This window comes from Enterobacter cloacae complex sp. ESBL7 (assembly GCF_041679625.1).
Lineage (GTDB): Bacteria > Pseudomonadota > Gammaproteobacteria > Enterobacterales > Enterobacteriaceae > Enterobacter > Enterobacter asburiae_B.
In genome coordinates this window covers 1,603,945-1,624,264 of record NZ_JBGORN010000001.1, presented here as the reverse complement: position 1 = coordinate 1,624,264, position 20,320 = coordinate 1,603,945, and the positions used below count along the sequence as shown (strand labels likewise).

Below are 20,320 nucleotides of genomic sequence, written 5' to 3'. Positions count from 1 at the left end.
CCCAACAAAAGGTAAATGACATGAACACGACTCTCTCAGGAAAAATCGCACTGGTCACCGGCGGCAGCACCGGTATTGGTCTTGCCACGGCGCAGGAGCTGGCGGCGCAGGGCGCTAAGGTGTACATCACCGGTCGTCGTCAGGCCGAACTGGACGCCGCGGTAGCAGAGATTGCTTCTGACGCCGTGGGCATTCGCGCGGACGTTTCAAAGCTTGCCGATCTGGATGAGGTTTATGCCCGGATAGCCAAAGATGAAGGCCGTCTTGATATCCTGTTCGCCAATGCCGGTGGCGGCGATATGCTGCCGCTGGGCGCGATCACCGAAGAGCAGTTTGACCGGATTTTTGGCACCAACGTGCGCGGAGTGCTGTTCACGGTGCAGAAGGCGCTGCCGCTGCTCTCCGCCGGATCGTCGATTATTCTGACCGGCTCGACGGTGTCCATTAAAGGGACGGCCAACTTCAGCGTCTACAGCGCCAGCAAGGCCGCCGTGCGCAACTTTGCCCGCTCCTGGGCGCTGGATTTGCAGGGCCGCGGGATCCGCGTCAACGTGGTGAGCCCGGGCCCGATCAAAACGCCTGGTCTCGGCGATCTGGTGCCGGAAGAACACCGTCAGGGGCTGTACGACGCGCTGGCCGCGCAGGTACCGCTGGGGCGTTTAGGCGCGCCGGGTGAGGTGGGGAAAGCGGTGGCGTTTCTGGCCTCCGACGCGGCCAGCTTTATTAACGCCACCGAGCTGTTTGTGGACGGCGGAATGGCGCAAATCTAACCCAGACTGCGCCAGCAGCGCACGTTACGGCCCTCGCGTGAGGGCTGTAGCGGCTGCGGCTGTTCACACCCCTGCGCTGCCATCGGACAACGGTCGCGGAAAAAACAGCCTTCGGGCAGATGACGATTGCCGGGAAGCTCCGTTTTGCGCAACGCCAGATTTTCATCCAGCGGTTCACCGGTGCGGGGAACCGAGTCGAGCAGCAGACGGGTATAGGGATGGCGCGGCTCGCCAAGCACCTGCGCGGCGCTGCCCAGCTCCACAATCTGCCCGAGGTACATTACCGCCACCCGGTCGCTCATGTGTCTGACCACCGAGACGTTATGCGAAATTAACACGTAGGTCAGATTACGCTGCTGTTGCAGGTTCACCAGCAGGTTGAGGATTTGCGCCTGCACGGAGATATCCAGCGCGCTGGTGGGTTCATCAAGCACGATAATATCGGGGTCGGACGAGAGCGCCCGGGCGATGGCGATGCGCTGGCGCTGGCCGCCGGAGAAGGCGTGGGGAAGCCTGTCGAGGTATTCCGGGCGAATGCCCACCTGCAGCGCCAGATCCTCCGCCAGCTGACGGCGCTCGCGCTCGCTGCTGCGTTTTTGCACCCACACCGGCTCGGTGATGATGCGCCAGACCGGCAATCGCGGATCGAGCGAGGAGAGCGGATCCTGAAACACCATCTGCATGCCGCCCGCGTGGTGCGCCCGCTGGCACGCGCCGGTGCTGGGCTTAAGCATGCCCATCAGCAGCTGGGCCAGCGTGCTTTTCCCGCAGCCGGATTCCCCGACAATGCCCAGCGTTTCCCCGCGACGGATCTGAAGATCGAGCCCGTTGAGGGCATGGACCTGTTCCGTTACGCGCCCCAGCCAGTTTTTGCGCGCCGCAAAGTTCACGTGCACGCTATCCAGTTCCAGCAGTACATCAGACATGGTGTTTCTCCCGTTGCGGATACCAGCAGGCGGCCTGTTGGCCCTCTGCACCGTTGGGCTGTAAGCGCGGCGTTTCGCTGCATTTCGCCCCGGCGGCAAAGCAGCGCTCGCGGAAGGCGCAACCCTGCGGAAGCTGGCTGAGGTTGGGCACCGTGCCGGGGATGGCGGGAAGCAGGTCGCGCGGCTGGCCGTTTTCCGGCGCGCACCGCAGCAGGCCGATGGAGTAGGGGTGCACGGGGCGGTGGATCAGCGTTTGCGTGGCACCGCTCTCGATCACGCTCCCGGCATACATCACGTACATTCTGTCGCAGAGCTGCGACACCACGGCCATATCATGGCTGATAAACAGCACCGAGGTCCCGCTGGCCCGTGCCTTATGCTTCAGCAGGCGCAGCACCTGGCGCTGGACGGTAACGTCCAGCGCGGTGGTCGGTTCGTCGGCGACGATCAGCTCCGGCTCGCAGGAGAAGGCAAGGGCGATCATCACCCGCTGGCGCATGCCGCCGGAGAGTTCAAACGGATAACGCTCCATGACCTGCTTCGCGTCCGGGATTTGCATCTCTTCCAGCAGGGTAATCGCCTTCTGCTGCGCCTCGCGCCGCGAAAGCGGCTGATGCTGGCGGATCACCTCCACCATCTGTTTGCCAATCCGCCGCGTCGGGTTGAGGGCGGTCATGGGCTCCTGAAAAATCATCGCCACTCGGGCACCGCGCCAATGGCGAAGCTGTTTCTCGGACGCCGTCAGGACGTTTTCGCCGAGTAACTTCACCTGTCCGTGATGAATACGGTAGCTGCCCTCGGGCAGCAGCCGCATGGCGAGCATCGCGGTCACGGATTTACCGGAACCGGATTCGCCCACCACGCCGACAATTTCGCCCCTGCCGATCTCCAGCGAGACGTGGTTCAGCGCGTGAACCTCACCGCGAAAAATCGGGAAGCTCAGGTGCAGGTCTTCAATACGTAATACCGGTTCGGTCATCACTGTTTTCCTCCTGACTTCGGATCCAGCAGATCGCGGATACCGTCGCCAAACAGGTTAAAGCCCACGGCGGTAATTAAAATCGCCGCACCGGGAAAGGCGCAGTACCACCACTGGTCCAGGACGTAGTTACGGCCAACGGCCACCATCGCCCCCCATTCGGCGGTCGGCTGCTGCGCGCCCAGGCCGATAAACCCCAGCGTGGCGGCCATCAGAATGGCGCTGCCAATGTCCAGCGAAGCCTGCACAATCAGCGGCGGAAGGGCGTTGCGCAGGATATGCCAGCGGATCAAATGCCAGCGGGACGCGCCAAACGTGCGGGCGGCCTGAACGTAGGTAAACTGGCGCACCACAAGGGTTTGCCCGCGCGCCAGGCGGACGTAAAACGGGATGCGGACAATCGCAATCGCCAGCATGGCGTTGAACAGGCTCGGCCCGAGCGCGGCGGCCAGCGCCATAGTCAGCACCAGGGAGGGAATGGAGAGCATAATGTCCATCACCCGCATGATGATGGCGTCGCCGCGCCCGCCCAGTACGCCGGAAAAACAGCCCAGCAGCGAGCCAATGCCGCCCGCAATCGCCACCACCGCCAGCCCGGCGGTAATCGACTGCTGGCTGCCCGTCAGCACGCGGCTGAACAGGTCGCGTCCTACCTCATCGGTACCAAACCAGTGTTGCGCAGAAGGCGCCTGCAGGCGGGCGGTCAGATCCAGCGCGTTCGGGTCATGCGGCACAATCCACGGTGAGGCCACCATCAGAAAGAGCATCGCAATCATAATGACGCCGCCAACGATCGTGAGCGGGCTTTGACGCAGCATCCAGAACAGCTTTGCCCAGTTGATGCGTTGTCCGGCGGTTTTAGCCGGGACGGGCGTTTCCTGCGTTAACATCATTCGGCACCTCCGCGCCCGATTCGCGGGTCAATCCACAGGTAAAGCAGATCGACCACCAGATTAACCAGCACGTAGGCCAGCGAAACGACGACGGCAAAGCCCATCACGGCAGGGAAATCGAGCGCCTGAATGGACGTCACCACCCAGGCGCCCATGCCCGGCCAGGCAAAGACGGTTTCGGTCAGCACGGCGCCGTAAAGCAGATCGCCCAGCGCCAGCCCGAGGACGGTGATGGACGGGATCATCGCATTGGGCAGGGCGTAGCGCAGGACGATGTACCAGCCGGGCAGGCCGCTGGCGCGCGCGGTGCGGATGTAATCCTCGCTAAGCTGCTCCAGCATCGCCGAGCGAACCTGGCGCGCCACGATCCCCAGGTGAACAAACGCCAGCGTCAGCGAGGGTAAAATCAGGTGCTGAAGCGCGTTGAAGAACACCTCACCGTTGCCCTCGAGCAGCGCGTCCAGCAGATAAAAGCCGGTGACGTGCGTCGGCGGATCGAGCCAGTCGTCCAGCCTGCCGCCGCCCGGCAGGATCTGCAGGCGCCCGTAGAACAGCACGATGACGCCCAGCCCGAGCCAGAAGGCCGGCGTGGAGATCCCGGTCATCGCCATTAAACGCACCAGGTGATCCAGCCAGCGGTTGCGGTACACCGCCGACAAAATACCCAGCGGCACGCCGATGACCAGCGCCAGCAGCAGAGAACAAAAGGCCAGCTCCAGCGTGGCGGGGAAAAAGGCCTTCAGGTCTTCCGCGACCGGGCGTCCGGTACGGATGGACGTGCCTAAATCGCCGTGGGCCAGAGCGTCCACGTAGCGGCCAAACTGAACATACAGGGGCTGGTCCAGCCCTAACTGCTGGCGGATGTTCTGCACGATTTCGTCGCTGGCGCGGTCGCCGGCCAGCAGACGGGCCGGATCGCCGGGGATCAGGTGTGAAATAATAAAGGTGATAATACAGACACCGGCCACCACCAGGATTAACCCCCAGCAGCGCTGGCGCACTATGCTCCAGAACGTCATACGCTTTCCCCCGGCGAGAACCGTTATTTGCTCATGGTGGCGATGTTGAACACCTGCTCGAGCATCGGATTAAAGGTGAAGCCTTTGACCTCTTTGTTCATCGCCAGCTGGTAGTTTTTCTGGAACAGATAAACGTAGGCCGCCTCGTCGATAACCACCTTTTGCGCCTGCTGGTAATCTTTGGTGCGTTCCGCCTGGTCGGTGGTTTTCAGCGCGGCCTGCAGCAGCGAATCAACCTCTTTGTTCTCATAGAACGAGCGGTTGCCCGGCAGCCCTTTTTTGTCCGATTCGAACCAGTAGTTCATGAACATGTACGGGTCGGCAAAGTCCGGGCTCCAGTTGCCGATGGCAATGTCGTAATCGCCTTTTCCGACGCGGTCGCGCATGGTGGCGTTGGCCAGTTTTTCCAGCTTGACGCTAATGCCGATCTTGCCGAGGCTGGCCTGAGTGGAGAGGGCGATAGGCTCCCAGTTCGGATCGTTGTCCGAGTAGAGGAAGGTCAGGCTGGCGGGTTTGTCTTTGACCTTCTCCAGCGCGGCTTTGGCTTTGGCCTCGTCAAAACTGTACTGCATTGCCGTGGCGTCAAAGCCCCACATGCCTTCCGGGATCGGGCCGCGCATCTGCTTGCCGTTGCCGCTCAGAATGCCTTTCACCATCCCCTGGTAATCCGTCGCCCAGGAGATGGCCCGGCGTAAATCCACCTGATTGAGCGGCGCTTTGCTGTTGTTGAGATAGAGGTAAGTCACGCGCAGGGACGGGTATTCCGCGACGGCGACTTTGCCTTCCTGCTTGAGGGCCGCAAGCTGATCGACCGGCAGGGAGTCGGCAATGTCCAGATCGCCGCGGGAAAGCTGCAGTCGGCGCGAGGCGCTCTCACCGATAATTTTCACCGATACGCGCTTAAAGTGCGGCTTTTCACCCTGCCAGTGGGGGTTAGGCACCAGGATCAGCTGCTGGCCTTTCTGCCAGCTTTTCAGCATAAACGGCCCGGAACCGGCGGTGTTTTGCGCCAGAAAACCGCGAGCATCGTCTGCCGCGTTGGCCTTCAGCACCGCCGGGTTAATGATGGACGCCCCGTCGTTTGCCAGCGTGTAGAGGAACGGTGCGAAAGGCTGGCTGAGGGTGAACTTCACCGTATGGTCATCGACGGCATCAATTTTCAGGTCTTTCGGGAAGGCTTCAGACGGCCCCTGGCCGAGCTTCAGCAGGCGCTCAAAGGAGAGCTTTACCGCCTCGGCGGTGACCGGCGTGCCGTCGGAAAATTTCGCGTTATCCGCCAGGGTAAAGGTCCACTCTTTCTGGTCGTCAGACGCCTTCCAGCCCGTCGACAGATCGCCTTCCACCTCGGTAGAGCCTGGCTTGTACTTGACCAGACGCTGGTAGGACGGATAGGTGACGGTCCAGTCGTTGTTATCAATAGTGATGGCAGGATCGAGCGTTTGCGGGTCGGCGGCTTTACCGATCGCCAGCATGTCTTTCGGGACGGCAGCCAGCGCCAGCGGTGCGCTCAGGGCCAGCGTGGCGGCGATCAGCGTCGAGAGAAGCGATGTTTTCATGGCAGTGCTCCAGGTTTAGAGAGAAGTGTGCGTCAGGGGAAAACAGGCAAAACGGTCGTCAAGCAGCGGGTAGCTGGCGGCGTTCGGCAGTTCGAAGTGCCACCATTCGCTGCTGATACCCACAAAACCACCGCCGAACATGATGGCGTTCAACAGCAGACGGTTGCGCTGGGCGTGCGGCGGCACGGAAGGGTGATACGGATGCGAGCGGTCGTGCATTTCGTCAAAACCGGCACCCATATCCAGCACGGCGTTATGTTCATCCATCAGGGTGACGTCGATGGCCGTACCGCGGCTGTGATTGGAGCCAATCGCCACGTCGACCACGTATTCCGGGTTCGGGCAGGCATCCCACAGCTGGGCCTGCGCCTGCTGCGGCCGATAGGCGTCGTACACCACCAGCTTCAGCCCGGCCAGCGAGGCAATGCTGATGGCTTTTGCCAGCGCGGTGGCCGCGTCGGTATGCAGCAGGCACAGCGCCTCCTGATAGATCGGGCGGCCGGTGATGTTGTCGGCGGTGGCGTACTTCAGATCGATATGCAGCATGGGAAACGTCTTCGCCACATCAATCAGTTCACTCTCTTCGGGCATAGCTCCGCTCCTTTAGCGTTCGAATTGACCAAACTCTTGTTGTAATTGCCGGTTTACCGCCAGACGCGCCGGGAGCGCATCACCCAGCGCTTCCACCACGCCCGACAGCAGCAGGTTGAACAGACAGCTCACGGGGGCAAGTGAATCCCAGAAGTGACCGGTATCGGTTTTCACCTGCAGTAAATCCATCGGGTAATCCCGCGCCCACGGGCACCAGATGTCGGTGATTAAGGCCAGCGGAATGCCTTTCTCGCTGGCGACGCGGCAGTACTGGCGGGCCATCGCAGAGTAGGTGCGCGTATCGGTCAGCACGACGTACGGGTGCGAAAACCCCGAGTTAAGAGATTCCACCCAGCTGCCGGAAGCGCCCTCCGAATAGCTCACGCGCGGGCGGAGGTACTCGAGGTGGCTGAAGAAGGCGTTGGCAATCCCGCGCGTGGACTGGATCCCCAGCACAAACACCGCGTCGGCGTGGGCGAGGTTGTGTACCACCTGACGGAAGGCGTCCGTTTGCGCCAGCTGGTACACCTGCGTGATGGCATCCACTTCCAGCGACAGGGCATGCTGAAGGCGGCTGGAAAGGGGGCGCTGCTGCTGCCAGGAGTCCAGCCGCTCGTTCATGCCCCAGGGCTGATACGGATCGCGCAGGCTCTTTTTGGCATCTTCCAGGTTGCGATACCCCAGCTTGCGCAGGAAGCGTCCGACGGTAATTCCGCTGGTCCCGCTCGCCTGACCGATGCTCTCCGCCGTTTCAAACGGGATTTGCGCGGCGTGCGCCAGCAGCCAGCTTCCGACCCGCTTTTCGCTGGGCGTGAGCTGGCTGAACGTCGCTTCGATACGGCTCAACATCTCAGGTTTCGTCGTCATACCGCCTCGCTGTTAACAGGCTGTCAATGGCCGATTTCTTGTTACCTTGTTAACAATGCATGACGCGTGCCATGTTCACAGGGCGGGTGAAACCCGCTGTGCAGTAAACTTCATGCAATATTTGTTTAACCAATGATCAACATTTGTGCAGCGTAGTTCACTTTTGGTGCACTGTCTGACGCGGCAGGTATGAATTTGGTGAATACGTCAGTCCGTTCACATTTTTGATAAGATAGATGTACTGTGAATATAAAAGGGATCCCGGCATGGTAAATCTGCCCTGGCGAGTCAGCGTGCGCCTGATGGCGCTTGCAAAGAAAATAGGGATGGTCGTCGGGATCGTACTGATCGTCCTGCTGGCGGTGCGGGTGTATCTCTCGCAGCAGGGACCGGAACTGCACCTGTGGCATACCTGGCGGGCCGATGAGATGTCCGTGCGCGAGATGGATAACGCCGATTTTGCCCGGTATATTGCCCGGGAAAACGCCATTTTCGCCGATCTTGATAATGCGGTGACGGCGAAAACAGAGGGCGAGGAACGCACGCCGTTAAACCGCTATTATCGCCAGAGCCTGGTATGGCCGGGACAGTTTACGCCCGATGCCAACCGCTCCTTTGTGCTGATGCCTGCCGGAAAGCCGCGCGGCGCGGTGGTGCTGCTGCACGGTTTGACGGACTCGCCCTACAGCGTCCGGCGGCTTGCCGTGAACTATCAACAGCACGGCTTTGTGGCCGTGGTCCCGCGGCTGCCCGGGCACGGCACCGCGCCCGGCGCGCTGACGGACGTCGACTGGGAGATGTGGCTCGCGGCGACGCGTCTTGCGGTGCGGGAAGCCACGCGTCTGGCGGGCGAGGCTGCACCTCTGCATCTGGTGGGCTACTCCAACGGCGGGGCGCTGGCGATGAAATACGCCCTCGATGCGCTGGACGCGCCTGCGCTGCGTAAACCGCAGCAGGTGATACTGCTCTCACCGATGATCGGCGTGACGGCCTTTGCGCGCTTTGCTGGTTTCGCCGGGTTACCGGCGCTGCTGCCGGCGTTTGCCAAAGCGGCGTGGCTGAATATCTCTCCGGAATATAACCCGTACAAATATAACTCGTTTCCGGTGAACGCCGCCCGCCAGTCATGGCTTTTGACGAAGGCCCTGCAGGAGCAAATCGGCCACGAGGCGCGGGAGAACAGGCTGGCGAATTTGCCGCCGATCCTGGCGTTCCAGTCGGTCATGGATTCCACGGTCAGCACCCGCGCGGTGGTGACCGGCCTGTTTGACCAGCTTCCGGCAAACGGCAGCGAGCTGGTGGTGTTTGACATCAATCAGGCAGCCAGCTTCCGTCCGCTGTTCAAACCGTCGTCGTGGACGGCAACCTCGGCGCTGCTGCCGGTTGCGCAGAGGCGTTACGGTGTCACAATTATTACCAATGCCAGCGAGCACAGCTTCTCGACGGTGGCGAAAATCACTCCGGCAGGCAGCCCCCGGGAGACGGTCGTGCCGCTTGCGCAGGCCTGGCCGCAGGATGTCTATTCCCTGTCGCACGTTGCGGTGCCGTTCCCGCCGGATGACGATCTCTATGGTCGTGAGCCTCGGGTGAAAAACCGCTACGGCATCAGCCTGGGGACGATTGCGCTCTGGGGCGAAACCTCCGTGTTGAGCGTCGGGAAAGAGGCGCTTATGCGGGTCACCTCGAACCCGTTTTACGACTACATGCAGGAGAGGATTAACAGCCGGATCGGGGACGGGGAAAAGTAACGTTCCCCTGCGGTGTGAATATGTTAGGTCGCATTGATTAAGTATGTTAAATAGTAGCTTCAAGGCACCTCTCTTTCTCATCGGAACCCATTTTTGTGCTGACGACTCTGATTTACCGAAGCCAGTTGAATTTATCCCGCCCCTCCACCGAGCTGCGGGAACTGGTGGAGCGCGCCCGGATCCGCAATGCCAGTCTGAATATCACCGGGGTTCTGCTCGCAAAAGGCAGCGACGTGCTGCAAATACTCGAAGGGTCGGAAGAGAGCGTGCTTAAGCTGTTCCATAAAATCCGTGACGACAAGCGGCACAGTGGAGTGGTAGAGCTGATGCGGGACTATGGCCCGCGCAGGCGCTTTGAAAACGTCGGTATGCTGCTGTTCGATCTGCAGACGCAGTCACCGAAAGAGGTGCTGCAGTCGGTTCTGAATTACAGCAAGCTGGACAGCTATCTCACATCCGATGACCGGGTGTTCAAATTTATCCAGACGTTTATCACGGGTAAACGTCCGGCCCTGTCGGGTGCACGCTACGTACCTGAAAAATGGACGCTTTCACCCGAGGTGTTGCCCTTTGGCGAACACCTGGGGCTGATGGCCAACCAAACCTGTCAGTTTGCGCTCCAGCCCATTGTTGAGCCCTCGGAAGGGAAGATCAGTTCGCTTGAAGCCCTTATTCGCGGCAACGAAGGCGGCAGCCCGGAGCATTTCTTCAGCGCCCTCGACCCGGACAAAATCTACGAAGTCGATCTCCAGACGAAAGCGTATGCCTTTGCTCTCGCGGAAAAACTGGGAATTGGCAGCCATAAGATTGCGGTAAACCTGCTGCCGATGTCGCTGGTGAATGTTCCCAACGCCGTGGAATTCCTGGTCAGCAAGATAAAAAAACATGGGCTGCAGCCGGAGCAGGTAGTCATTGAAGTGACGGAAAACGAGATGATCTCCGGCTTCAACCAGTTCAATAGCGCCATCAAGCAGCTTCGCGGTGAGGGGATTGGCCTGGCGATCGATGATTTCGGTTCCGGCTATGCCGGTCTTTCGCTGCTGACTCGCTTTCAGCCGGACAAAATTAAGATCGACCGGGAGATAGTCAGCGATATCCACCTCAGCGGCCCGAAGCAGGCGATTGTGCGCTCCATCGTCAGCTGTTGCTCCGATCTCGAAATTACCCTGGTGGCCGAAGGAATCGAGAAGATAGAGGAGTGGTGCTGGCTCGAGTCTGCCGGGATCCGGCGTTTCCAGGGCTTTCTGTTTGCCCGTCCGCAGCTTAATGGCGTCGGTGATATTCACTGGCCGCATCTGGTGCGTTAGCCAATTTTCCTCCCGCGTTATTTCCCCTTCGTCCTGCGTGTGCTTAAATAGCTAAAACGGTTTAACATAGTTTAGCTGCGAGGATCACATGAAAAAAATCTGGGTACTTGGCGATGCGGTGGTGGATTTGCTGCCCGATGGAGAATGCAGATTGCTGCAGTGTCCCGGCGGCGCACCGGCAAACGTTGCGGTCGGTATTGCCCGGCTGGGCGGCCAGAGCGCCTTTATCGGCAGGGTTGGCGACGATCCCTTCGGGCGCTTTATGGCGAAAACTCTCGCTGACGAAAAGGTTGACGTGAAGTCTATGCGCCTTGATCCGGCGCACCGCACCTCAACGGTGGTGGTCGATCTGGATGACCAGGGCGAACGCTCGTTTACCTTTATGGTGCGCCCGAGCGCCGATCTGTTTCTCGAATCCGCCGATCTGCCGACGTTCAGCGCCGGGGAGTGGCTGCACGTCTGTTCCATCGCATTAAGCGCAGAGCCGAGCCGTTCTGCGACGTTTGAGGCGATGGCCGCTATTCGCGAGGCGGGCGGTTACGTCAGCTTCGACCCCAATATTCGCCCGGATCTCTGGCCGGATGAGAACGCGCTGCGTCGCTGCCTGGAACAGGCCCTGCAGAGTGCCGACGTGGTGAAACTCTCCGTCGAAGAGCTGGCGTTTTTAACCGGAAATGTCGAGGTAAACGTCGGCCTGGACGCGCTGATGGCGCGCTGCCCGGCGCGTCTGGTGCTGGTCACCCAGGGAAAAGAGGGGGTGATCGCCTGGCATGACGGCACCGTGAAGCACTATCCGGCAACGCCCGTCGAGTGTGTCGATACCACCGGCGCGGGCGATGCCTTTGTGGCGGGGCTGCTCTACGGGCTGGCCGCCGGGCAGGATCTGACGCCGGTCATCGCCTTAGCCCAGCGCTGCGGCGCATTAGCCACCACGGCCAAAGGGGCAATGACCGCATTGCCGTGGCAGCACGATCTGTAATTCCTTCCTTCACTGGCCGCCATCCGGCGGCCTGAATTGTCGCCTCGATCACACTTACTAAAACGGTTTAGCAAAAAAGATTGCCGATCCAAAATTCAGAGGTTTAGTATCAGCAACCTAAACCGGTTTAGCAATTTAGCACGTTTAATGACTTCTTTTAGGGATGCGACAAAATGTATAAAAAACGCAGATTTGCCGTGATGATAGGCATGCTGGCCGGAAGTACCTCTGTTTTTGCCCAGACGGATATGACAAGTATCGAAGCGCGTCTTGCCGCGATGGAGCAGCGCCTCCAGGCGGCGGAAACGCGTGCGCAGGTGGCTGAGAAACGCGCCACCGATGCGGAACAAAAAACGCAGCAGCTCGTTGCTGCGCAGCAGCAGACGCAAACGACAGCCCAGGCAGTGGCGCAGCGCACCACAGCGCTGGAGAAGAAGGCGGATCAAAGCAGCGGGTTTGAGTTCCACGGCTACGCACGTTCGGGCCTGCTGATGAACGATGCGGCCTCCAGCAGCAAAAGCGGCCCTTATCTGACCCCGGCCGGAGAAACCGGCGGCGCGGTAGGGCGTCTGGGTAACGAAGCCGACACCTACGTCGAGCTGAACCTGGAGCACAAGCAAACTCTGGATAATGGCGCCACCACGCGCTTTAAAGCGATGCTGGCCGACGGTCAGCGGACCTATAACGACTGGTCAGCCGATACCAGCGATATTAATATTCGCCAGGCCTTCGCGGAGCTGGGCAACCTGCCTGATTTTACCGGCGCGCTGAAGGGCAGCACCTTCTGGGCGGGTAAACGCTTCGACCGCGACAACTTTGATATTCACTGGCTGGACTCCGACGTGGTGTTCCTGGCCGGTACCGGCGGCGGCGTCTACGACGTGAAATGGAACGAGTCGCTGCGCAGCAACTTCTCCATCTACGGCCGCAACTTCGGCAGCGTGGAGCAGACCGACAATAACGTTCAGAACTATATCCTCAGCATGAACCACTTCGCCGGACCGTTCCAGCTGATGGTGAGCGGCCTGCGGGCGAAGGATAACGACGACCGTAAAGACACCAACGGCGATCTCATCAAAACTGACGCCGCCAATACAGGCGTTCATGCCCTGGTCGGGTTGCACAACGAGAGCTTCTACGGCCTGCGGGAAGGGACAGCCAAAACGGCGCTGCTGTACGGTCACGGGCTGGGCGCGGAAGTGAAAAGCATCGGCTCCGACGGCGCGCTGCTGCCTGAGGCGGATACCTGGCGCTTCGCAAGTTACGGTGTCACGCCAATCGGCGGCGGCTGGAGCGTTGCGCCCGCCGTACTGGCGCAGAGCAGTAAAGATCGCTACGTCAAGGGCGATAGCTATGAGTGGGTGACGCTTAACACCCGCCTGATTAAAGAAGTGACGCAGAACTTCGCCCTGGCGTTTGAGGGAAGCTATCAGTACATGGATTTAAATCCGGAAGGCTATAAGGACCGCAACGCCGTCAACGGCAGTTTCTATAAGCTGACCTTTGCGCCGACGTTAAAAGCGAGCAAAATCGGCGATTTCTTCAGCCGTCCGGAGCTGCGCCTGTTTGCCACCTGGATGGACTGGAGCAGCAAACTGGATCATTACGCCAGCGATGATGCCTTTGGCAGCAGCGGCTTCAACGCCGGCGGGGAATGGAACTTTGGGGTCCAGATGGAAACCTGGTTTTAACCCATCACGCTCCCGCTTTGCGGGAGCGTTTCGCACATCATAAAAAGAAGTCAGGCAGAGGTATCTATGGATTTTAATCAAATCGCCCGCGAGCTTATTCCGCTGCTCGGTGGCAAGGTAAATATCGCCAGCGCGGCGCACTGCGCAACGCGTCTACGTCTGGTGCTGGTCGATGACGCGCTTGCGGATCAGCAGGCGATCGGCAAGGTCGACGGCGTAAAAGGCTGTTTTCGTAACGCCGGACAGATGCAGGTGATTTTTGGCACGGGCGTGGTCAACAAGGTCTACGCCGCGTTTATTCAGGCGGTGGGGATTAGCGAATCCAGTAAATCGGAGGCCGCGGACCTGGCGGCGCGCAAGCTGAACCCGTTCCAGCGCATTGCCCGTCTGCTCTCAAATATCTTTGTGCCGATCATTCCCGCGATTGTGGCATCCGGCCTGCTGATGGGCCTGCTCGGCATGGTGAAAACCTACGGCTGGGTCAATGCCGATAACGCTCTCTACATCATGCTGGACATGTGCAGCTCCGCGGCGTTTATCATTCTGCCTATTCTGATCGGCTTTACCGCCGCGCGGGAATTTGGCGGTAACCCGTATCTCGGTGCGACGCTGGGCGGCATTCTGACCCACCCGGCGCTGACCAACGCCTGGGGCGTGGCGTCCGGCTTCCACACCATGAACTTCTTCGGCCTTGAGATTGCGATGATTGGCTATCAGGGCACGGTGTTCCCGGTGCTGCTGGCCGTCTGGTTTATGAGCATCGTGGAGAAAAACCTGCGCCGCGCGATCCCGGACGCGTTAGACCTGATCCTGACGCCGTTCCTCACCGTCGTTATCTCCGGCTTTATCGCCTTGCTGATTATCGGCCCGGCGGGGCGCGCGCTGGGCGACGGCATCTCCTTTATCCTGAGCACGTTAATTGAACACGCGGGCTGGCTGGCCGGGCTGCTGTTCGGCGGGCTTTACTCGGTGATTGTGATCACCGGTATTCACCACAGCTTCCACGCGATTGAAGCCGGGCTGCTGGGCAACCCGTCGATTGGCGTGAACTTCCTGCTGCCGATCTGGGCCATGGCGAACGTGGCGCAGGGCGGCGCCTGTCTGGCGGTGTGGTTCAAAACCAAAGATGCCAAAATCAAAGCCATTACCTTACCGTCGGCGTTCTCTGCGATGCTGGGCATCACCGAAGCGGCCATTTTTGGTATCAACCTGCGCTTTGTTAAGCCGTTTATCGCCGCGCTGATTGGCGGCGCTGTGGGCGGGGCCTGGGTGGTCTCAGTCCATGTGTACATGACCGCCGTTGGTTTGACCGCTATTCCGGGCATGGCCATCGTGCAGGCCAGCTCGCTGCTCAACTATATTATCGGTATGGTGATTGCCTTCGGCGTGGCGTTTACCGTCTCACTGCTGCTGAAATATAAAACGGACTCTGAATAATGACGTTACCTTCCCGCTGGCCTGCGATCCTGCAGGCCGTTATGAAAGGTCAGCCGCGGGCGCTGGCGGATAGCCACTATCCGCAGTGGCACCCCGCGCCGGTGACGGGGCTGATGAACGATCCCAACGGGTTTATCTGGTTTGCCGGCCGCTACCACCTGTTCTATCAGTGGAACCCGCTGGACTGCGAGCATCGGTTTAAATGCTGGGGGCACTGGAGCTCTGCGGACCTGGTGCACTGGCAGCTCGAGCCGCTGGCGCTGATGCCGGATGAAGAGTATGACCGCAACGGCTGCTACTCCGGTAGCGCCGTGGATAACGATGGCGTTTTAACCCTGTGCTATACCGGCAACGTCAAGTTCGATGACGGCAGCCGCACCGCCTGGCAGTGCCTCGCAGTGGAACAGCCGGACGGGACCTTTACGAAGCTGGGGCCGGTGCTGGCGCTGCCGGAAGGCTATACCGGCCACGTGCGCGACCCGAAGGTGTGGCAGCATGACGGGGAGTGGTACATGGTGCTCGGCGCGCAGGATCTGCAAAAGCGGGGCAAGGTGCTGCTGTTTAAGTCAGCCGATTTGCACGCCTGGGCGTCCTGCGGGGAAATCGCCGGTCACGGGGTTAACGGCCTGACGGACGCGGGTTATATGTGGGAGTGTCCGGACCTGTTCGCCCTCGACGGAACGCACATCCTGATTAGCTGTCCGCAGGGGCTGGCGCGCGAGCCGCATCGCTATCTCAACACCTATCCGGCGACCTGGATGAGCGGGGCGTTTGACTATGCAAACGCCGCGTTCGATCACGGCGACCTGCGCGAGCTGGACGCGGGCTTTGAGTTTTACGCTCCGCAAACGACGCTGGCGGAAGACGGCCGACGCATTCTGATCGGCTGGATGGGCGTACCGGACGGGGAAGAGATGCTTCAGCCAACCCGGGCGCACGGCTGGATGCATCAGATGACCTGCCCGCGCGAATTACGCTATCGCGACGGCAGGCTCTGGCAGACCCCGGCGCGCGAGCTGGCGGCGCTGCGTGAAGATGAGCAGCGCTGGCAGGGGCGCGCCAGCGAGGCGCCGGACCTGGACGCGACGCGCCTGGAGTTTGAGCTGAGCGCATCGCAGGTGAATGTCGATTTTGGCGGCGCGCTGCGCCTCACGGTCGATGAGCAGGGTATACGTCTTGAACGCGCGAGCCTGAAAACCGGTGAAACGCTGACCCGCTACTGGCAGGGCGACGTCAGCCATTTGCGCGTTCTCTGCGACCGCTCCAGCGTTGAAATCTTCATCAATCACGGTGAAGGAGTGATGAGCAGCCGCTATTTTCCTGACCATCCGGCCCGGGTGCGATTCGAAGGTGCGTCCGATATCACATTACGCTACTGGTCGCTGCGCGCCTGCATGATAGAATGAGGGTTTTGGCAGCCGGATCTAAGTCGTTGTGAGAAAAACAAAACGCGTCACCATTAAAGACATCGCGGAGCTGGCGGGTGTGTCAAAAGCCACCGCCAGCCTGGTCCTGAACGGGCGCAGCAAAGAGCTTCGCGTGGCGGAAGAGACGCGCGAGCGCGTGCTGGCGATTGCAAAAGAGCACCACTATCAGCCCAGCATTCACGCCCGGTCGCTGCGCGATAACCGCAGCCACACCGTTGGTCTGGTGGTTCCGGAGATCACCAACTACGGTTTTGCCGTGTTTTCTCACGAGCTTGAGACGCTGTGCCGCGAGGCGGGCGTTCAGCTGCTGATCTCCTGCAGCGATGAAAACCCGGGCCAGGAGACGGTGGTGGTGAACAACATGGTGGCGCGTCAGGTGGACGGGCTGATTGTGGCCTCCAGCATGCTTAACGATGCGGACTACCACAAGCTGAGCGAGCAGCTGCCCGTTGTCCTGTTTGACCGCCACATCAACGACAGCGCGCTGCCGCTGGTGATCACCGACTCCATTACCCCGACGGCGGAACTGGTGGCCGACATTGCGCGCCAGCATCCTGATGAATTCTACTTCCTCGGCGGCCAGCCGCGCCTTTCTCCGACGCGCGACCGCCTGGAAGGGTTTAAGCAAGGTCTGCGAGAGGCGGGCGTGGAGCTGCGCCCCGAGTGGATCATTCACGGCAACTATCACCCGAGCTCCGGTTACGAGATGTTTGCTGAACTCTGCGCCCGTCTGGGGCGTCCGCCGAAAGCGCTGTTCGCCGCCGCCTGCGGGCTGCTGGAAGGGGTGCTGCGCTATATGGGCCAGCACAACCTGTTGCAAAGTGATATCAGGTTAGCCAGTTTTGACGATCATTATCTCTACGATTCGCTGACGATCCCGGTGGATACCATTCGTCAGGATAACCGCCAGCTGGCGTGGCATTGCTTTGATTTGATTAGCAAATTGATCGAAGGGGAGACGCCGCAGCCGTTGCAGCGCAAGCTCAATGCCACCCTGCAGCGACGCTATAAGCCAGCGAAATAGCCCGGTTCGATACTTCAATAACTTTAATTAATTTAAGTTTTGGAATGGCCGATAACCATAAGGAATAATTCTCCTTGAGGTATTGGTTTATGTCGTTGAAAAAGTCGTCCCTGATCGTCCTGTTCTCGCTGCTTTTCTTCTTTGTTGTCAGCACTGTGACCAGCGTTGGCCTCATCATTAAAAGTAATAATTCCCTGGATAACGTCAACAAAGAGATCCAGGTTGTGCTGTCCATTATTGACCCCATCAACCACAGCCGTACGCTGCGCGTGCGGGTGATGGAGTATGTGAAGATGGTGGAAGCGGGCAACTCGGCGGACGGGGCTGCAAAGCTAACCGCCGTGAAAGAGGCGCTGACCAAAGCGGATCACGCCTTTGCGGCCTTTATGGCTTCGCCACGTCTGACGGATGAAGCGCCGCTGGTGACTGCCTATCAGGACGCCTGGCAAAACTACCGCAACCAGGGGCTGGCGCCGCTGATCGATGCCGCCGAGGTGCACGATGTGGCCAAATTTAACGCGCTGATCCCGGAAGTCTCCCGCCTCGACCGCCAGTACGAGATCGTTCTCGACCAGGTTCTTTCCGTCCACCAGAAATACGCCAAAAGCCTGAACGAAGATGCGAGCAGCAATTTCGTCTCAGGCTTGGCGATCATTGCCGCTATCGCCAGCCTGTTTGTGGTGGTGATTGTCGCCGTCAGCCTGCTGATGAAGCGCTTTGTCTTTGCGCCGGTCAACCTGGCGCGCGAGCACTGCAGCCAGATTGCGGCGGGCAAGCTGGACATACCGGTGCCGGTCAAGGGGAGCGCACATAACGAAATCGATCATCTTATGAGCTCAATGGAGCAGATGCGTCAGGCGCTGCTGGCGACCATCGCCCAGGTGCGCGACGCGAGCCATACCGTAACGCACGCGGCGCAGGAGATTGCCTCCGGAAATATCGACCTGGCGTCACGTACCGAGCAGCAGGCTTCCGCGTTGACCCAGACGGCAGCGAGCATGGAAGAGCTGAGCGCGACGGTGGCGAACAATACCGACAACGTTTATCAGGCCGGGAAACTGGTGCAGGACGCGGTGAAAAATGCCCACACAGGTGAAGCGGTAACCCGCGAAGTGATCGACACGATGAACACCATCGCGGCGAACTCGAAGCGCATCGAAGACATTACTAGCGTGATTAACAGCATCGCCTTCCAGACCAATATTCTGGCGCTGAACGCGGCGGTTGAAGCGGCGCGCGCCGGAACGCAGGGCCGTGGCTTTGCGGTCGTGGCCAGCGAAGTGCGCACCCTGGCGCAGAAAAGCGCGGTGGCGGCTAAGGACATCGAGAGCCTGATTGCGCAGTCGGTCTCGAGCGTGAAAAACGGCGCGGAGCTGGTCAGCCGCTCGGGTGAGGTGATTGACTCGATTATTTCATCGGTGAATAAAGTGAATACGCTGATGGAGCAGATCTCCGTCGCTTCCGAAGAGCAGAGCCGCGGGATCAGCCAGGTCGGCCAGGCAGTGACCGAGATGGATGGCGTGACCCAGCAGAACGCCGCGCTGGTGCAGCAGTCCGCTGCGGCAGCGGCATCCCTGGAAGAGCAGGCGCAGCAGCTTTCGCGGAGTATTTCGAGTTTTAGTTTGCCGGTGCAGGCTTGATTGATAGTGGGAGGCTCCTGAGGGAGCCTTTTTTAATGATGCACTTAATAAAAGCAAGCGGATCAGTGACTCATAAATATACAGATAAATTCATTTTTTTCAATTCGATAGTAGTGAGATAAATGAAGGTTCTAAATCACCATCCCACTCAGATGATATTTGGTTACGGACGGTCCAGTAAATGGGATATTCACATTTATGTTTCTCTAAAGACTCACATATGAGCCAGTTTTGATAACTTGCTGTTGTTTGATGGTAATCATCAATAAGTGGTTTTAAGTATAAATTCCCGTGCTTGATTTGCAACAAGTGTTCTCTTGAGGTTGCTGTTAATCTTTTATAATTAAGTAACTGTTTTGTCATATATGAATAACCTGATTCAGTTCTCCCCTCCGTAACTGCGAAGGATAATACAGGGACAATTAATGATTGATGTGTGATGATGTTCCTTATGTCCTCCACAAGCTTTATATTGGTGTTTGCAATTATTTCTTTGTGTAATTTTGACTCGGCTAGCTGTTTTAGTTTCTCGGGGAATAATTTTTTGTTATTATATATATTTCGTGTGCTATCACGTAACGATATTGCAGAGGCAATGTAGTTTATAAACAATCCTGTAATCATTATAAACTGATCTTTTGGGACTTTTTCGCCGATTAAATGCCTGTAAACTATGTCAAAAGATTCATATTTATGAAGTGTAGTTGTTAGCTTTTGGTAGTTTATTTCATTTACATGACTCATGAAAATTGAAGAGTAAAGATCCTCATATAAGGAATTAGCTTCGGAACGACGTAACTCAGCCCACTGCTCATAAATGTCTAAAGGCCTAAAATCTTCTTCGCTAAGGTTGATTTTCATAAATCCTCATATAGCTTCAATTGTTATAGGCCTATACTACATGAGTATAAAATTACTTCAATACGTCCGTATGATTTTCGACCCAAGTAAGCATGCGAGCTATTTATTTTAACTGACTCAATTTTCATGCCGAGCGCATTTTAAATGTTGAGCTCCGTCTGCAAGTGAGGTGTTTTGCTGGTAATTGTGTCGAACTCGACACGGTCTTTGCACAACCTTGCATTTATTTTGGCGATCGTTCCGATTCATCTGCCTCTTCAGATACGTTTAACGTCAATTTTTCTGTAGGTGGTTATTAAGTACGAACTCGAAAATGGATGCTTATAGTACATGTTATCAATACTGCAAGCAGCGCTGTATCAGATTCCATTAGTACCGCTATGACATTGATCCTCTAGCCAAAGCATCGACCATCCATCGAATCACAAGGAAGAGTCCTGCGCCAGTCTGGTGACGATAGACAATGAATGATCGGGAACTAATGGCTGGTTGTATGTTGATATGAGCGACACACGCTCAACAAAATACCAGATCATTCTTTTCAAAATTATGACCGTCAACCTACCTAATATTGGTGGGATAAACAAATTATCATGGTTTTCTCT

Annotated in this window: 17 protein-coding genes; 9 read left to right on the top strand and 8 right to left on the bottom strand. The window is 58.4% G+C overall.

Annotation, left to right across the window (positions count from 1 at the left end; all coding sequences use genetic code 11):
• Positions 1-20 precede the first annotated feature (20 nt).
• On the top strand, positions 21-770 hold the full coding sequence (locus tag ACERY3_RS08010) for an SDR family NAD(P)-dependent oxidoreductase (protein ID WP_167818588.1): 750 nt from the start codon (positions 21-23) through the stop codon (positions 768-770).
• Here ACERY3_RS08010 and ACERY3_RS08005 read toward each other — a convergent pair.
• The 7 genes from ACERY3_RS08005 to ACERY3_RS07975 are packed head-to-tail and all read right to left on the bottom strand — an operon-like array spanning position 767 to position 7,601.
• A complete protein-coding gene (locus ACERY3_RS08005) occupies positions 767-1,696 on the bottom strand; it encodes an ABC transporter ATP-binding protein (RefSeq protein WP_039262809.1) in 930 nt (309 codons plus the stop codon). The genes ACERY3_RS08010 and ACERY3_RS08005 overlap by 4 nt on opposite strands.
• Positions 1,689-2,675, bottom strand: a complete 987-nt coding sequence (locus ACERY3_RS08000) for an ABC transporter ATP-binding protein (protein ID WP_373225421.1) — start codon at positions 2,673-2,675, stop codon at positions 1,689-1,691. The genes ACERY3_RS08005 and ACERY3_RS08000 overlap by 8 nt, the downstream gene beginning before the upstream one ends.
• Positions 2,675-3,568, bottom strand: a complete 894-nt coding sequence (gene ddpC / locus ACERY3_RS07995) for a D,D-dipeptide ABC transporter permease (RefSeq protein WP_029740902.1) — start codon at positions 3,566-3,568, stop codon at positions 2,675-2,677. Before ddpC ends, ACERY3_RS08000 begins: the two co-directional genes overlap by 1 nt.
• On the bottom strand, positions 3,565-4,587 hold the full coding sequence (locus ACERY3_RS07990; RefSeq protein WP_058840952.1) for an ABC transporter permease: 1,023 nt from the start codon (positions 4,585-4,587) through the stop codon (positions 3,565-3,567). Before ACERY3_RS07990 ends, ddpC begins: the two co-directional genes overlap by 4 nt.
• Before the next feature lie 23 nt (positions 4,588-4,610).
• A complete protein-coding gene (locus ACERY3_RS07985; RefSeq protein ID WP_058840951.1) occupies positions 4,611-6,143 on the bottom strand; it encodes an ABC transporter substrate-binding protein in 1,533 nt (510 codons plus the stop codon).
• 15 nt (positions 6,144-6,158) lie between these two features.
• On the bottom strand, positions 6,159-6,734 hold the full coding sequence (gene ddpX, locus ACERY3_RS07980; RefSeq protein WP_058840950.1) for a D-alanyl-D-alanine dipeptidase: 576 nt from the start codon (positions 6,732-6,734) through the stop codon (positions 6,159-6,161).
• 12 nt (positions 6,735-6,746) lie between these two features.
• Entirely contained in the window at positions 6,747-7,601 is an 855-nt protein-coding gene (locus ACERY3_RS07975; protein WP_029740906.1) for a MurR/RpiR family transcriptional regulator, read from the bottom strand.
• A gap of 266 nt (positions 7,602-7,867) precedes the next feature.
• Between ACERY3_RS07975 and ACERY3_RS07970 the strand changes: the two genes are divergently transcribed.
• From ACERY3_RS07970 to ACERY3_RS07935, 8 genes are all read left to right on the top strand, one after another.
• Positions 7,868-9,349 (top strand): alpha/beta hydrolase, encoded by a 1,482-nt coding sequence (locus ACERY3_RS07970; RefSeq protein ID WP_373225420.1) that lies wholly within the window; start codon positions 7,868-7,870, stop codon positions 9,347-9,349.
• Positions 9,350-9,444: 95 nt separating this feature from the next.
• Positions 9,445-10,656 carry a diguanylate phosphodiesterase gene (locus ACERY3_RS07965; protein WP_058840948.1) on the top strand — a complete coding sequence of 404 codons (1,212 nt, stop codon included), beginning with the start codon at positions 9,445-9,447 and terminating at the stop codon, positions 10,654-10,656.
• 88 nt (positions 10,657-10,744) lie between these two features.
• Positions 10,745-11,635, top strand: coding sequence for an aminoimidazole riboside kinase (locus tag ACERY3_RS07960; RefSeq protein ID WP_058840947.1), 891 nt, complete (start codon positions 10,745-10,747; stop codon positions 11,633-11,635).
• 173 nt (positions 11,636-11,808) lie between these two features.
• Positions 11,809-13,326, top strand: coding sequence for a carbohydrate porin (locus tag ACERY3_RS07955; protein WP_373225418.1), 1,518 nt, complete (start codon positions 11,809-11,811; stop codon positions 13,324-13,326).
• A gap of 66 nt (positions 13,327-13,392) precedes the next feature.
• The gene (locus ACERY3_RS07950) at positions 13,393-14,763 is read left to right on the top strand and encodes a sucrose-specific PTS transporter subunit IIBC (RefSeq protein WP_058840945.1); all 1,371 of its coding nucleotides are present in this window, start codon (positions 13,393-13,395) and stop codon (positions 14,761-14,763) included.
• Positions 14,763-16,169: a sucrose-6-phosphate hydrolase gene (locus ACERY3_RS07945; protein WP_373225417.1), complete on the top strand. Its 1,407-nt coding sequence runs from the start codon at positions 14,763-14,765 to the stop codon at positions 16,167-16,169. The genes ACERY3_RS07950 and ACERY3_RS07945 overlap by 1 nt, the downstream gene beginning before the upstream one ends.
• A gap of 28 nt (positions 16,170-16,197) precedes the next feature.
• The gene (locus tag ACERY3_RS07940; protein WP_029741322.1) at positions 16,198-17,214 is read left to right on the top strand and encodes a LacI family DNA-binding transcriptional regulator; all 1,017 of its coding nucleotides are present in this window, start codon (positions 16,198-16,200) and stop codon (positions 17,212-17,214) included.
• A gap of 89 nt (positions 17,215-17,303) precedes the next feature.
• Entirely contained in the window at positions 17,304-18,854 is a 1,551-nt protein-coding gene (locus ACERY3_RS07935) for a methyl-accepting chemotaxis protein (RefSeq protein ID WP_045143085.1), read from the top strand.
• A gap of 99 nt (positions 18,855-18,953) precedes the next feature.
• Here the strand turns inward: ACERY3_RS07935 and ACERY3_RS07930 are convergent, their stop codons facing one another.
• A complete protein-coding gene (locus ACERY3_RS07930; RefSeq protein WP_058840943.1) occupies positions 18,954-19,715 on the bottom strand; it encodes a hypothetical protein in 762 nt (253 codons plus the stop codon).
• Between the last annotated feature and the right edge of the window lie 605 nt (positions 19,716-20,320).